A 15,915-nucleotide genomic window follows, 5' to 3' on the forward strand; every position below is an offset into this window, starting at 1 on the left:
CCTTTTATAGACTGTACATCTAGCTTACAGCGTTAAATTATTGTCTTCTATCATTTTTTGTAAAATTTGTGCTTCTAATGCACTGCTACTGTCACCTTGATACAGATCGTCGTACGTGACATCGGCTATTAAGATGTTTTGTTGAACGTCTTCGTCGCCATTAGGTTTAATAGAAATGGTCACGCCTTCACCAGATTCTTCTAAATCTAGATATTGTGTTGCCCCTAGCCCTGTATTAAGCCCTAGGCTTCCCAAAATACCCGAGAGGTCAATTGCATCAGTATCTGGAGACGCATCAAAATCTTGAATCACATCGTAGCTTGGTGCTTCTGCACTCCCTAAGCCTGAAGAGGCGAACACAAAATTATCTGAGCCCGTCCCGCCAATCAGCAGGTCGTTATCATCTGTCGCGGTAATCGTAGAATCCCCTTCAGCGACAAACTCAATCGATACGGTTTGGGGTAACCCGACCGCTTGGTTATTGCCTATCTCTGCAGACGGCTCTATCGTTAGGTCAAATTGATCACCACTGTTGTAGCCCCCGGTAATCGCTAGGTTAGGCACATCTGCCAAGTCCACCACATATTGACCATCGACCATAGAGCCGTGTGAGAACGTCAAACCTGCGGGAATATCATGAATTGTAATGAAGCCCACTTCTGAATCAGCAGGGTTTACAAGAGAAAGGTCTAAACCAAGAGGAATCGTGCCACTTGCTTCTGCCACGATCGAAGAATATTCAACGCTCAATAACGGTGCATCAGGCTCTGGTGTGATAATAAGCGTCATGTCTTGCGAGCTCGGGTCACCCGTGTCGACCACTAACTCACCGAGTACCGTATTTTGATCAACCGTTCGGCCGGTAATCGTAATATCGAGGTTACCAAACGCATCGCCTGCAAAGAATTCGAGCTCATCAACAGAACTTGCTTTAACGAGGATCGTCGCCTGTATGATGCCACCAACACTGGTGAAAGAACTGGTTTCTGATCCAATTCGAATTCGGTCTAACCCAACTAACCCTGATGGGTCCGAAGTTCCATTCACTGTTACCGTAATTGCTAAAAACTCATCACTGTTAGTTTCAAAGCTATTGGCATCAAGAGGAATCACGATGCCATCATCTTCACTTCCAGTGAGCTGTTCAGGTAAATCGAAGAACTCAACTTTGTCACCTATAGGGTTAACACCTACAGTAAATTCAGATTGTGTATAACGGATATCCGTCGTACCAATTTCTTGAGTAATCGCCTCTAGAGACAGATTAATGTCACCACTAAAGTCTCTTGGTGGCAGAATGACTAGATTAGATAACTGACTTGGATCTAACTGCCACTCATAGGTAGGGTTTCCATCGAAGGTACCGCCATCAGCACCATTGTTTGGAACCAACTCATAGTTGTCTCCGATTTTAATCGCGACAACTGCGCCTTCAGGAACTCCCTTCAACGAAAGCGACATGTTTTCAGAACCATCTTGGTCAATCAGCTCTGCGCTAAGTGATGACAACGAAATGTAATTATCTTCATCTCCGATAATATCCTCTGTTATCAAGTTCGCCGCATCAGCGACTGGCTCAACAGTAATAGTCACGACCGTCGTTTTATCTTGCGTATCCGTTTCTGTCACGCAATCCGCTTCATCGGTAATATTTGCTGTCACAGTGAGGGTAATTTCACCACTGTAATGCTCAGGTGGCGTAACTAACACATCACTCAAGCGGCTAGGATCCGTTACCGTCCAAGTACCATTGCCATTATCAACTAACAACCCGGTGTCAGTTGGAGTTTCAGACAAGGTCGCTCCATTCGAAATGCTCACCGTTAGAGAGTTAACGGTTTCTTTACCGGTAGCGCTATTGCCTTCACCAGTGATTAATTGTCCATCTTCAACGCTATCACCAAGAACCAGTTCAAGGTTAAGGTCTGTCGCGATGTCTTCTTGAATGGTTGTGGAGTCGGCTTCAACCGTAATGTCATCGACCACAGGCAGAACTTGGATACTAATGGTTTGGGCCGTCGTCACCGTATCACCGCTACATGGTGAGGTCTCAATTGTCTCTATGGTGAAATCAATACACCCTGCAAAATCTTCATCCAAGCCCGTTAACGTTAGTTTCGAAAGTCCATCTGCAGTGATTGAATAACCGACGATCTCACCAGAAGCATCGTATTCAGCAATCACACCATCACCGGAGATCTCAACGCCTTCAGGAAGTGAATCGGCAGGAATATAGAAAGAGATTTCATTGTCTGGATCACTGCCAACATCGGTGTTTAGCAAGCCAGTGAGATCAATATCTTCCCCTTCAGGTGTTTTAATTTCGCCATCGGGTTGAATCGGGCTTGGTGGGCCAACAGGGTCACAAGAACCGCCACCGCCGTCATGACCAGTAATTTGCAGCGGGAAAGTCGCATCAATATATCTCGCATCATCACCATCAATCACACGAGCACGAACCACAATATCCAGTACCGGAGTATCACTTGGGCTGGAAATCGTCGCATTATCTAAAATGTACGCTGCGAGTTCTTGGAAAGAGTCACTCGTTAACCCATCCGCAGATATGATCCAATTCCCAGAGCTATCTTGAGCGGCACCATTAGGGTGCTCAACAATCAACGAATAGCCGTCGGGAATCTCGATCAAAATATAATCGAGGTACTCTGACCCATCGATATCCGCGTCGACGAACGTCACGGCGTTAGAGATATCAACAGGCGAGCCGTCTGTACTCTGTAACAGCTCTGTAGAGCCTTCTAATCGAGTATCTAGCTCGACACGAGCATCTACAGTCACGCTAATAGAACCAGTAATATCTTTAATATCCGTTGCACCAGTTGGAGAGGTATCCGTGACTTCATAGGTGATAGGAATTGAGAATGTTCCGCTTAAATCTTCTGTCGCTGTAACAGAAAGCCTGCCGCTGCTTAGAAGATCCGAAAGCGTTGGCGTTGTTGAGTCCAGTAGAGTATCCAAATCTAAGCCTGAAGCTGGGACCTGAATAACACTCCCATCAAAATAAAGAGTGAGATCTGCAGGTAGGCTATCAATGACATATCCCGTCAAGGATTCGCTGCCATCAATATCCTGATTCACTGAAGGTTCAAGGTTCAGGCCGATTTGACTGTCTTCGATGCCTTGAGTACTGACCACTTGACCGTCTTCTTGATCAACGACCGGCGCTAGCTCTACTTTAAGTGTCATAGGAAACTCGCCCGAATCACCATCGGGCTCAGTTGAGATAGCAATAACGGTGAGTTCTAATTCACCACTAAAATCAAGAACTGGCTTGAGATACAGATCATCCAGTTGAGCGTTAGAAACTTGGAATACGGGCCCTGTCACATCATCAACATACGCAATCGTCAGCGAGACTGGTTCACCCAACGCATCCACCAGCAAAGTGCCTTCAGGAATGTTAGTAAGCAGTATGTTGATCTCTTCTGAAACATCGTCATCCGTCGTTTGTATGAGGAAGTCGAGCTGTATTAACCCATCTTCATTCAAGACCGATTGGTTGCTGATGACTTTACTGTCACTGTCGTATTGCCAATGACCATTACCACCGTCTACCGCGATAGGTTCATCCACAACACCTTTCAAAAAGATATTGATGGTTTTTGTATCACTTGACGCTTGCCCATTGATAGGAATAAGTGAATCGATCGTCGACTCAGTCGCTATTGCTGTTACGTCTATTGACAGATCTTCAGTAAAGGAACTGATGTCTTCTTTAGGCTGAATATAAGCAACACCATTGGCGATAGCTTCGGCAGTGACTGAATAGGAGTTATTGCCTATCTTTGCGGTACCATCACCTTCAACAGACCAGCCATCTTGAACTTGGATAATATAACTTAACGATTCAGAACCATCGGTGTCCGCCAAAGCGCCTTCAATAACGTCTTTGAGGTAAATAGCTTCATCCTCTAGTCCCTTGTAGTCTTTAACAGACACATGAGGAGTATCAGCATCAGGTGAAATATCGACAGTAACGGTATGTACAATACTTGCCGTTTTATCATCTGGGTCAGCGAATGAATTGCCAGACTCTGTTGCAACCGCAGTAATCTCAAACTCAAAGCGACCCGCTAGGTTGTCGTCAGCCCTGATTTCCATTTTATCAATCTGAGCCTGTGTGTAAGATTTCCCTTCTTTGACTGCGTTGCCATTTAACGTCAAATTCAAGCCGTCAGGAATCCCACTAATCTGGTAGCTCAATGTTTCTGACGTATCTTGATCCACCAGCTGAGCTGTTATGTCCAAACTGACTGGGTCTGAGTCATCTTCTACTGAATGATAGGAGAATACGGAAGCCGACCAATCCGGTGCATCAGCCACCGGTAAAACAGACACTGCAACATCAGCCGTCAGTTCTTTAGGATCCGTATCAGTGCTAATGATTGCGTTGATCGCTAGGATAACCGTTGAGGTGGTATTGGATTCATGAAGCGCGGGACGATAAGTCAACTGTCCATTAGGCCCAGTGAACTGACTATCAATCGCTGCCAATTGACTTCCAGACAAGGTGACCTTGCCGTCTACAACTTGAAGCAACACCCCATCAAGGTACAAGCTACCACCGTTTAGCGATGCTTCTGAGAACTCGATAGCAGTAACGGTTTCGCTTTGGTCGACATCGCCGGTTGCCACACTTACAACGATAATCGCGTCATTGTCTTCTGTGGTTTCAGAATCTTCATAACGAATAAAACCTTCGTTATCATCCAGAATAAGCTCAGCAGTACTGGTAACTTTATCACCGTCCGCATCTCGCACCAGATAATCGATGTCATCGACGATCTTAGGATCTGCAGGGTTTGTTGATACATTGGGATTTGTAGTCAGCTGGTAGCTACCATCTGAAGAAAGCGTAAACTGACCGTAAGTAGACCCACCATCATAATCATTAATTAGATTAATCGTGATAGGAGTGCCTGCGTTATCAAAGGTATAGGTAGTACCGCGATAGTCAAAACTTACAATGGTTGCGCCATCGGCACCTGCGAATTTTTCTGTTAGAAATTGTCCATTAAGGTCATCACCCTCAACCATTTCAATTGCCCCTGAACGCGCAACTGGGACAGCATCTGTTACGTTGACAGAATAAATTGCCGGATCAGAGCTATCGCCGTCCGCATCGTTGACCACCAATTCAAAATTGAGGGCTAGATTATTCTCTCCATCAGCATTGGCGTGATCGAGAGGTGCATAAAGGTCGAACTCTGTTGTCCCGTCAGTATTAAAACGAATCCTAAATATATTGTTTCCATCAGAATCTTGACCGTAATACCAACCATCAGAATCGACAGCTTGCAGTGAAATGTCTTTCCCTGCACTCGAATATGAAAGTGCATCAAACGCAGCGGTGTCGACCGTCACAGAGACAACATCATCGGAACCTTCGATGATTCCTAACGAAGGGCTAGAATCTTCAACACCAACCTGTTCGCTGTCTCCAAGCAGACCGTCTTCATCAACAGAAATGCTTCCGATAACAGTAATTTTAGGGTTTGCACCATCGTAAATCTTAATATCAGATTCTTGTGTATCTCGTGAACCGTCTGAATCGATTGTGACGATTGAGGCTGGAATCGACAGCTCTGTGTCCTTCACACCGGTTCCGTGGTCTATTGACTGGTACAAATCAATCTCAACCGTGACATTCGTGGAACCATTGGCTTCTAAGCTAAAATCTTCAGGAAGTCTCACTTGGAAAACAGCATCGCCATTCGACAATACCGCATCAAACGTTCCATCCCCATTATCTCGCCAAGACAATGCTTCACCATTACGTGTCACCGCCTCACCGTCACTATCAAGAACGGCTTGGCCAGTTGTCACATCTAACCCCAAGAACACGAGTGGATCGTTGCCCGCACTCACGGCTAAGCTTGCACTCGCTGTTGTTCCAACACCAGACGGGGTTGTATCAGCAACAGGGTTTTCACTCAACTCGACCATGCCAGAGCCAATCGTAGGCTCCCCACCATCCGTAATCGAGACGTTCAAGGTTAATTGAGTTTCATCGTTGTCATCATCTTTTGCTGTGATGACAAAAGGAATTTGGTCGGTTCCATTCGTTTGGTCGAGGCCCTTGAATAGTTCAAAGGTGTAAGTGACATCAGTATCGGTCTCACCTGACAGAGAGGTAAAGCTCAAGGTGAACGCTTTATTTTCAGCACTTTCAGAGCCAACATAACCAGTAAGTTCATTTCCGTCTGCAGAGACCACATAGATGATCTGTACACCCCCACTAAACAACTGCGGCTGATCTCCAACATCAAAAAATACAGACTCAACAAAGTCACTTCCGACGTTGAGATTGAAAGTGCCAGTATCTGAAACACTGCCGTGAATAAGATCTGATTCGTCCACAGCAGCATTGCTAGTTGAAGTTAATATTGGGTCGGCTCCATCCTGGATGATCCAGTCGAATTGCCCTTGTTTTAAAGAAGTGCCATCTAAATCCGTTCCATCAATAATAAGTGGCAGGGTGATGGAGTCGTTGCTGAACAGGTGGTTGATAGGCTGTTCTAACACTAATGTGACATCTGCTAGAACATCGATACCACTAGCGACTGCACTCAACGTTAGCGTGAATATCGTTTCACCATTTGCTTGTGCGGTAATCGTTTTACCATCATTCGCTAACGTGTAGGTTAGAGGAAAGTTCTCATCTCCGGTCGTCAAGCCCAAGGCGTCTAACTGCACCGGAGTATTAGCATTAAATACAATAGAAGCGGGATCTGGATTATCTGATCCAGCGGAAACGGTAAACTGGCCGACTACAGTTTGAATTCCATCAGACACATCACCTTCAGAGCTGGTCGTTGTCCCATCAACAACTAGCCCTGCATCACCATCAAAAATATCAATGACCGCAGTGCCGTTTCCGAAATCATTACTGATGTCGCCAGCAACATAGTTGAAGGTGATGTTCTGATCAACTGTGTGGTCCAAATTCCTGTTGGCGACGAACGTCCAGTGGCCATTCGCAAATACGGTCAAGGTGCCTTCGCTAGTAGCAAATGAAACCGGAGAGCCACCAACAATCGTCTTGGTCGTACCATCAACTTCAACACTTTTTATCGTAAGTTGAGTATCCAAATCGATGTCGTTATTCAACACGTTCCCTGACGCAATCTCACCCTCGATCATTTGATAAGACTCATCAAAAACCAGAGGTTCAGAATCTTTGATGACAATAGGTAAACGTCCTATCACTAACTCCGTTGTACCATCAGCATCGGTTTGCAAACCTTCGATGAGCAAAGCCGTCAGAATTGAATCTAACCCAGCTTCCTGATCAATCGCCTTATAAAAATTGATATTTACGTTGCTGCCGGAAATTGACGCATCGAATACTTTTTGCCCATCGCTTCGTGTGCCAATGAGGCTTTGTTTATCAGCCGATACAGCAACGGTTATCGATAGGGTTTGAGAAGTTAGTGACTCTGCGATGCTTTGATCATCGCTAAAAGAGAAGTCCGCATAATCGATGCGAATATCAGAGGTCTGAGTTTGATTTCCAAAAATCCCGACAACAGTTTCTGAGAACACAACCGACTCGGGCAGTATAATGCTTGGCATATCATCGATAGCTTGATTGCCTACCGTATTGAAAACTTTGGCATCAACCGTCCATTCTGACGCCAAGTTTAGGGACGAGACATCTATATTTTCAACAACCCAATTACCTGATGCATCAACAACACCCTCAAACACAAGAGTCTGAGAGCCATCATTAACTTCAATATAAACAGGAAGACCTTCGGCAACATTGGTTGTGCCTTGCATGGTTGTAAGTTGGCCGCCACGAAATGCCAAAATACTAAAACCGTCTAGCGTATCAATGTCTATAACAGGCGAAACAGTATCAATAACAATTTGCCCTGCGCTATTTATTGCAGAAGCAGGGTTACCGGCAACGTCAACAGTGTCAGCCTCAATTTGAATGCCACCATCGGAAAAGCTGGTTAGATCCACGCCTTCAACTGACCAAGCACCATCAATCACAGTTGCCGTCAGAACAATGACATTCGTTGTGCTGTCAGAAATACGAATATTGACCGTTTGGCCATCTTCTACGTTCTGTACCGTACCAAAGAATTTAGCCGACTGAATTTCGAAGCTATTGAGGACACCGTCGCCACCATCATCAACCGCAGCGGTGATGTCCGCTAGCGTATCTTTCACGATCGTGTCGGTCGCTGTTGTAGGGTTTCCAGCAATATCGATAGTATTGGCAACAACGGTTAGCTCACCTTCTGCAAAGCTTGAGTAGTCTTGAAGAGTCAGAGTCCAAGTTCCGCCGGATACTTCCGTTGTGTATTCTTGTATCGTTCCTTGGCTATCGGTAATTGAAATGTTGATGGTTTGCCCATCTTCTACATTGGCAATCGTACCAACTAGCACCCCATTCGATATTTCAAATTGATTGTAAAACTCATCACCAAAGCCATCGAAGTCAACCTCAATGTTGGCTAATGTGTCTTTGATTGTGGAATCGTTAGCTGCAATGCTATTGCCAAAATCATCAGCAATGACAGCATCGACTTGAAGATCCCCCTCCTCCAATGAAGAGAGGTCGACGCCATTGACGACATACGTTTCATCGCTTGTGATGGCTGTGGTGGTTACTGTGTTTCCGTTAACATCAGTGATGGTCAGAACAACGGTACGCCCGTCTCGAACATCCACTGCCGTGCCCGTAATCGTGACACTTGGTACTTCAAACTGATTTTCGTAACCGTCTCCACCATCCAAAATATCAACGGTTAATAGTGCACTAGGTAACAGAATATCAAGGTTACCCTCATTCGAGGTTGTATCTTCGTCGGCATATTCTGCAGGACGCGTATCAAAACCCGCCTCAGCGAGCGTTTCATCTAAGGTGGAACGAACATAAACAATAAATGAGGCGCTGGAACTAGGTTGGTCATTTACTGAGTTAGGCTGTTGAGGTGCGCTTTCAATGTTGTTGACGAGTTCGGTGACCACCTTTTCCAACTGTTGTTCAACTGCGGCGATTTGTGGTGCAGTTAAGGGCTGAGCCTCTTGTAAGTTCTGAGGTTCAATGCTGACGACTTGCACGCCTTCAACTTTTGGCTGCGTAGCAGGTAATTGAAGCCAAGTACCATCAGGGAATACTTGCCAAACAACACCACCAACTTCGATATATAAAATAGGATCCATCCTAAACCTCTTCCTTACAAAAACGCTGACCTTGAGTACATCAATTTACTCAATAAAAGGCTGGATAAATCAGCGAACTATTTCTAATTAATACTAGCAAACAACAAATCATTAACAGTTAATTAATTATAAATCATTAACAGTTAATTAATTATCACTAATACGCTGTAAAGTAAACCGATAGGCTGTGACTTGCATTCAGTTATATCTATCATCACAAAATACATTCAATGAATGTGTCATAATGTTGAAATTACTGGTTAATTTTCAAGGAATGTCATGACTGCAACGAACTATCTCAACCAATTGAATCAAAAGTATCTTGCGACTCATAAAGCGAAAGAAGACTTCTTTTGGGATACATATATGGGGATCAGTGACGACCACGATGGTTCGACACTCGCGCAGACTCAGTGGACGGAATTTCTTAGCTCTGCCGAACAGATTACTGCTATCGAAACGCAACTCGCTGTTATCGATGAAATTCAAGATCCTCTCGAAAAAGAGAGTACGCTGACAGGCTTGAATGGTTGGTTGGCGACCTTTAGATCTCACGCTATTGAGTCTGAACAGTCACAGAAGCTTAAAGCCGAACTCATAAAGTTTGAGGCTGAACTGTTTGAGAAAAAACAGAATCACGTGATGACTTACGTAAATGAAACAGGCGATGAAACAGAAGGGTCACTGCCCGTTTTAGGTTCAGCCGTTAGAAGTAATGGTAATGAACAAGTTAGGCTTTCTGCACATCAAGCACTATTAGATTTAGAGCAATGGCTGCTGGCTAACGGCTTTATTGAACTGATCAAAAAACGTAACCAATTTGCTCAATCACTGGGTTTTAAAACCTTCTTTGATTACTCGGTGGTAAAAACCGAACAGATGACGACAGAACAACTGTTTACGATTCTGGATGACTTCGAAGCACGCACGCGTGATAGCCATCAGCAAAGCCTAGCCAATTTGGCTGAGCAGAAAGGCGAGAATGCACTTCAAGCCCATAACTTTACCTACTCTTTTGCAGGTGACGTTATGAATGATCTTGATCCTTATGTTCCGTTCTCAAAGTCACTTCGACGCTGGATTGAATCTTTTGGTCGCCTCAACATCGAATACTCTCAAGCGACATTAAAATTGGATCTGCTTGATCGTAAAGGTAAGTACCCTAATGGCTTCTGCCATGGTCCGATCCCATCTTTCTACGATCAAGACACATGGGTAGCGGCTCAAGTTAACTTCACGAGCAATGCAAAGCCCGATCAAGTTGGCAGCGGCTATGATGGCATCAATACACTATTTCACGAGGGTGGTCATGCGGCCCATTTTGCTAACGTGAAAATGAACGCGCCGTGTTTCTCTCAAGAATTTGCCCCAACCTCAATGGCTTATGCCGAAACGCAATCAATGTTCTGTGACAGCTTGTTGAACGATGCCGATTGGCTCAAACAATACGCGCTAAATGCAGATGGTCAAGCAGTACCTGACAAGTTAATCAAAGCCATCATCGATAACAAACAACCCTTCAGAGCTTATCAAGAACGCAGCATTTTAGTGGTTCCGTATTTCGAGCGAGCACTTTACGAATTGGCGGATGAAGATCTGACACCGGAAAAGATCACTGCTCTTGCTCGTAGCAGTGAGAAAACGATTCTTGGATTAGCTTGTAGCCCTCGCCCATTAATGGCGATCCCGCATCTATTGTCGGATGAAGCCTCTTGCGCATATCAAGGTTACCTGCTGGCTCATATGGCGGTGTATCAAACTCGTGCGTATTTCACCGATAAGTTTGGCTACCTAACGGATAACCCAGAGATCGGCCCTTTGTTAGCTAAGCACTATTGGCATCAAGGAAACAGCGTCAATCATAATGGGACAATCGAAAGCCTGACTGGGGAAGGTTTTAATGCCAAATACCTTGCTGACGAGTGTAACTTATCGCCAGAGGAGGCTTGGGCGATTGAGGAGCAAAAAATCAAACAGCTGTCGACAAGAGAACGTGCACCAGTCGCGGATTTGAATGCGAAGATATCGATCGTTGATGGTGCAACTGAATTAGCGAATAATGCAAAGTCGAATGACCAAATGTGTGATGATTTTGAGCACTTTATTATTGAGCAATACGGTCGATAGATTGAGTTTTAATGCTAATGAAAAAGGCAAAAATGAGTAGTGACATAACTCATTTTTGCCCCAAAATCAGCTAGACCAAATACTCTACAAGATCTGTGTCGTTCATTTTACCCTACAAAAAGTTATCCTATATGATGCAACTCAACACGATTTGACCTTTATTATGATTATTTGACCTGTCAGGTTGCCTATTTAATTGGTTTAATCATCAGATCCTCTTGCTGAGGATAATAAACCACTGAAAATATTGTTAATATCCTTTTTATTTATCAGTGAAGTCGACTCCCATGAGATATGAATCCGCTCCTGTAGCTCCAGAAGAAAGACAAGAAACCACAACAGAACGTGCAGTACGTCAACATCGAGAACGTCAGGAAGAGCTGAGATATACCGCGAGCGATGAGAAACGATGGGCTGAAAATAGAGAGCGTGTTCTTGCTGAACGCGAAGCTGCCCAACAAGCTTACGACCTAACAGAAAAAGAATGGAACGATGATTTACAAAAGCAAGCTAAAGAATATCAGTGGGACACCTCTCGACAAGAGAACGTGAGTATTGCGGTACTGACTGTTGAAGAAGGTAACGAGTATTTAGACTTGCTCATCAAAGACTCGCATGGACAGCTTTCGAATGGCAAGGACTACACTGGCGTAGGTATGGGGCTTAAAGGCGCTTATGAGGTCGCTAAAGAGCTTGGCGGTTGGGGGGCAACCGCTAAAGCTGTCAATATCAATGGTGTAATGAATATTGTGGTTGAGAACTACAAGCCTAAATATTTAGACCTAGGTATCCGTTGGCAAGAAGCAACACCACAATTGCTTAAAATTGGTCACGCCCTAAATACCGTTCAAGGCAATGTCAGTTTCTTGAAAGGCAACATCTATGTAGAGCTTGTGTTTAGTGGTGCGGTTAATGCAGTTAACTACATTTTACATGATGAAAAAACGCTAGGTGAAGTGGTCGGCCAATTTACAGCGGATATATCTAAAGGTGTGGTTGCAGGCGTAATAGCTCAAGGTGCTACTTTAGTATTAAGAGCTGGATTAACCCTAGCGTTTGCTACCCCGCCTACAGCATTGTTACTAGGTTTCTTTGCCATAAGTGCATTTTACATTGGTAAGAAAGTATCTGAAGTAGATGACAAATATAGATATACTGAACCAATGAAAAAAGAAGTAGAGAGATTAATTGATGAAAATTAACCGCTTAAAGGCATTTGCTTTCTGTTTGATTTTTTCATCACTTTTTCTGCTATCGGCTCACGATGTTATGGGGGTGTTTGATGCACATAAACTGCTTCATGATAAAATAGTCGTAAGTGGGGCGATTAATGATGCTTCTACATTTGCTTTTTCTTGGGCAATGTTTGTTATGTCTGTATTCATGGTCATCTGCCTGATTACAGGGGAAAAGCTCCTCTGGATACCCAAGATATTTATAATCATTCTTGGGAGTATAACTGTATTAGCTTTTCTAACTGGCTGGAAGGTAAATGGAGCATTGAAGGTAAAACTTCATGAGAAAAGCTATATCGAATGCACCTCTGAACAAGAACTCACATTAAAATCCTCAAGTCGGACGTATGTTTTAGACCCTAGCTTGTGTGATTAAATTATTTTTCATGCTCTTGGCACAAGCTACTCTGTTAGCGTATGTACGCGTCATGCGCTAACTCTCCCAAAGCTATTATTCAATACTTGAAGTTATCCATTAATTGCTAATATTCTATTTGTCGTAACGCATTTTTGTCCAATAGTTACTTAGGACAAACCAACATACTACAATAGGAAATTTTTCCGGCTTAGTTATTCGTTACCTTCACTCAATGCAAATTTGATCTCGTCAGAAGAGAACCCCTTTCGACTTAGCATCGCGTAAGCCTTAGAGCGTTCTTTATGATTGTTTAGGTCATAAGGCTTCTTCTGCAACTGTTCTAAACAAGAAGAATAGAAATCTAGCTGCTCTTCATTAATCAATCGGTCGATGAGCGATGACAGCTCACTTGTGTCGATTTGTCGTTGTCTAAGTTCTTGCTGAATGGCGGTCAGGCCCTTGCCTTTACGAGCATACTTGAGCACCTCTTTTTCCAAATCGGCTTTCTCGGCCTTAATTTGAATGTTACTTTTCAGTTGATGCGCTTGTGGGTGCTGGTCAATCGCTACCTTAACTTGTTGATAGCTAAAGCCACGCTTTTGCAGTGTCGCAACCAGCTTTTCACGGCTCATGGTAAAGCTTGAATAGTAGTGGTTGATTCGGTCTATCAAGATGGTTTGTTCATCAATAGACTTTTCGAACGACACTTTATGGATTGCATCAGAAATCACTGAATCGGTCAGCCCCTTCTTCTTCAGTTTTTCGACAATGTATCGAGAACCGAATTCACCAGAGAAAGCTTGTTCCACGAATTGTTCTGCAAACACTTGGTCAGACTTGAGATACCCGAAGCCTTTCAATGTCCCTAGAGTTTCATCGATCCATTCTTGATTGTCGGTTTTCACTTTGAGCTTCGCCACTAACTCGCTTTCCGTCATGTCTCTCTGAGTTAAATGCCACATCGCAGAGTTCATAACACTTTCAATTCGCGTCGCTTTTCTTACCGTTGTATTTCTAGTATTCGTTTTTTGCTGTGAATCGTCCATTCGATTTCAACTTTCCAGATTAAGCCTACCCCATCATAACGTAATTCTAAGGTGGTTGAGTGACATAAAAGAATGAAGCTCAACATAAGCGGCAGCCAATAAAAATGGACGCTTGTTCAGCGTCCATTTGATATCACATTAAGAATGATGGCTCTAAGCCATGCTTAGCTTTTTCGTAATAGCTTTTCATACTAGATCTTTCGTTTAGTTCTCTTCGTGATTGTAAATATGTACATCTCGTTGAGGGAATGGAATCGTGATGCCTTCTTCATCGAAGCGTTTCTTCACGGTTTCCGTTACATCCCAGTACACATCCCAATAGTCATCAGTCTTAACCCAAGGTCGTACTACGAAATCAACAGAAGACGTATTCAAGGTATGAAGCTTGATCATATGCTCTGGTTTTTTCAACACTAGAGGGTGTGCAAGAATGATGTCGTTCAATACCGCTTTCGCTTTATCGATATCATCTGAATAACCAATACCGAAAACCATATCAACACGTCTTACACGTTCTGCCGTGATGTTGTTGATCACGTCACCCCAAATCTTGTTGTTTGGGATCACCAAGCGTTGGTTATCAATGGTTTGAACAGTCGTCGATACTAAGCTCATGTCTTTTACCGTGCCTTGCACGCCTGCCACTTTAACCATGTCACCGACGTCATAAGGACGGTAGATCAAGATCATCAAACCCGATGCAAAGTTAGATAGTGTGTCTTGCAATGCGAAACCAATGATGACACCGGCTACACCGAAACCAGTAAGAAGAGGTGCTAGCTCTATCCCTATTTGAGACAGTGCGATAAGCAAACCAATAAACACGACCGCTTTAGATGCGATGGATACAAAGAAGTCCTGCATCAATACACTGAAGTCCATTTTAGAGTGCGAAACACTCTTACGAACGGTTTTGCGAGCCACGTTAGCAATAAGGCGAGTTACATACAAAATACCGAGAAACAGAGCAAGTTTAACGATAAAAGAAGGGGTATTTTCAAAAGCCCATGAACTGAACGAACGAAGCCAACCATCCAACAGCTCCAGTGCAACATCAACATCCAACACATCGGCGTTAATGTCACCTGTCGTCGCTAGCAAAACACGTTTGTACGAAGTCACATCCACGCCAAACGGTTCCATTAGCGTGATGGTTTCTTCTAAGCTCGCGACCATAACGCTAGTTCGCTCACTGAAGCGTTCAAGCTCAGTTTTAATCGTCGCTTTCTCTTCTTCACTTACATAAGATAACCGGCGTTCTAAATCTTGACGTTGTGTATCCGTGTATAGAATTGCATTAGTAAGATATTGAGAACGAGAAACAAGTGCCGTTTTGAGCTCACCTTCAGGAACAGCAACATCAACACCACGCTCTTTCGACCAATTTAAGGTCTTAGCAAGCTGCTGATAATAGACATCCATCATTCCGATTCGTTTTTGAATACGCAATTCAAGGCGTTTTTTAGCGTCACCTTCAGCTGAACGGTTTTCTTTACTCATTGAAACGATTTTAGTTTCATTCAACGACAGCAATTTTTGTAGCAGTTCGACCTGCTGAGCAAGAGTGACATCCAGCCCCTCTTTTTTATCTGACGATAGCTGTGAAAAAATCTCTTCGCGTAGGCCCTGATTCTTACGCCTTAAGATATCTTCAAGAAAGGGCTTCTCAGCATCATGCGCCGTTTCTAATGTTGCTAGATCGAGCATTAACTGATCTTGTACTTCTGCGATTTTCTCAACGCTCTGCGCATAACTTCCAAATGCGACAAACGCCAACATTAACAATAGACAACGCCAAACCTTCATCATATTAATTCCTATCACTGTCTAAATTGACCCTATAAATAGTAGTAAAAAGAATATGGATAACAAGCATTTAAACGTATGTTATGTTAAAAATTCGCAAATTATCAGCCTGCTTCTAATATTTGAGAGTTCCAATCCCCTC

6 protein-coding genes are annotated in these 15,915 nt (G+C 43.7%); 3 read left to right on the forward strand and 3 right to left on the reverse strand.

Features of this window, described 5'->3' with window-relative positions; genetic code table 11:
- Positions 1 to 24 precede the first annotated feature (24 nt).
- Positions 25 to 9,201 (reverse strand): RTX toxin, encoded by a 9,177-nt coding sequence (locus tag LMH68_RS22710; protein WP_229647362.1) that lies wholly within the window; start codon positions 9,199 to 9,201, stop codon positions 25 to 27.
- Positions 9,202 to 9,480: 279 nt separating this feature from the next.
- On the opposite strand from LMH68_RS22710, the gene LMH68_RS22715 reads away from it, so the two are divergent.
- From LMH68_RS22715 to LMH68_RS22725, 3 genes are all read left to right on the forward strand, one after another.
- Positions 9,481 to 11,328: a M3 family metallopeptidase gene (locus tag LMH68_RS22715; RefSeq protein ID WP_229647363.1), complete on the forward strand. Its 1,848-nt coding sequence runs from the start codon at positions 9,481 to 9,483 to the stop codon at positions 11,326 to 11,328.
- A 287-nt stretch (positions 11,329 to 11,615) separates the two neighbouring features.
- Positions 11,616 to 12,530: a hypothetical protein gene (locus LMH68_RS22720; protein ID WP_229647364.1), complete on the forward strand. Its 915-nt coding sequence runs from the start codon at positions 11,616 to 11,618 to the stop codon at positions 12,528 to 12,530.
- Positions 12,520 to 12,939 (forward strand): hypothetical protein, encoded by a 420-nt coding sequence (locus LMH68_RS22725; RefSeq protein ID WP_229647365.1) that lies wholly within the window; start codon positions 12,520 to 12,522, stop codon positions 12,937 to 12,939. Before LMH68_RS22720 ends, LMH68_RS22725 begins: the two co-directional genes overlap by 11 nt.
- A 194-nt stretch (positions 12,940 to 13,133) precedes the next feature.
- On the opposite strand, the gene LMH68_RS22730 is transcribed toward LMH68_RS22725, so the two are convergent.
- Positions 13,134 to 13,967 carry a RecX family transcriptional regulator gene (locus tag LMH68_RS22730; protein ID WP_413755964.1) on the reverse strand — a complete coding sequence of 278 codons (834 nt, stop codon included), beginning with the start codon at positions 13,965 to 13,967 and terminating at the stop codon, positions 13,134 to 13,136.
- A 204-nt stretch (positions 13,968 to 14,171) separates the two neighbouring features.
- Positions 14,172 to 15,776 (reverse strand): mechanosensitive ion channel family protein, encoded by a 1,605-nt coding sequence (locus LMH68_RS22735; RefSeq protein WP_017064335.1) that lies wholly within the window; start codon positions 15,774 to 15,776, stop codon positions 14,172 to 14,174.
- Positions 15,777 to 15,915: the final 139 nt, after the last annotated feature.

Source organism: Vibrio sp. F13 (assembly GCF_020806305.2).
Classification (GTDB): Bacteria; Pseudomonadota; Gammaproteobacteria; order Enterobacterales; family Vibrionaceae; genus Vibrio; species Vibrio crassostreae_C.

Excerpts from the sequence above, each read along its gene's own strand:
- LMH68_RS22725 (WP_229647365.1), top strand. The coding sequence starts at position 12,520 with ATGAAAATTAACCGCTTAAAGGCATTTGCTTTCTGTTTGATTTTTTCA.
- LMH68_RS22710 (WP_229647362.1), bottom strand. The coding sequence starts at position 9,201 with ATGGATCCTATTTTATATATCGAAGTTGGTGGTGTTGTTTGGCAAGTA.
- LMH68_RS22715 (WP_229647363.1), top strand. The coding sequence starts at position 9,481 with ATGACTGCAACGAACTATCTCAACCAATTGAATCAAAAGTATCTTGCG.
- LMH68_RS22730 (WP_413755964.1), bottom strand. The coding sequence starts at position 13,967 with ATGGACGATTCACAGCAAAAAACGAATACTAGAAATACAACGGTAAGA.
- LMH68_RS22735 (WP_017064335.1), bottom strand. The coding sequence starts at position 15,776 with ATGATGAAGGTTTGGCGTTGTCTATTGTTAATGTTGGCGTTTGTCGCA.
- LMH68_RS22720 (WP_229647364.1), top strand. The coding sequence starts at position 11,616 with ATGAGATATGAATCCGCTCCTGTAGCTCCAGAAGAAAGACAAGAAACC.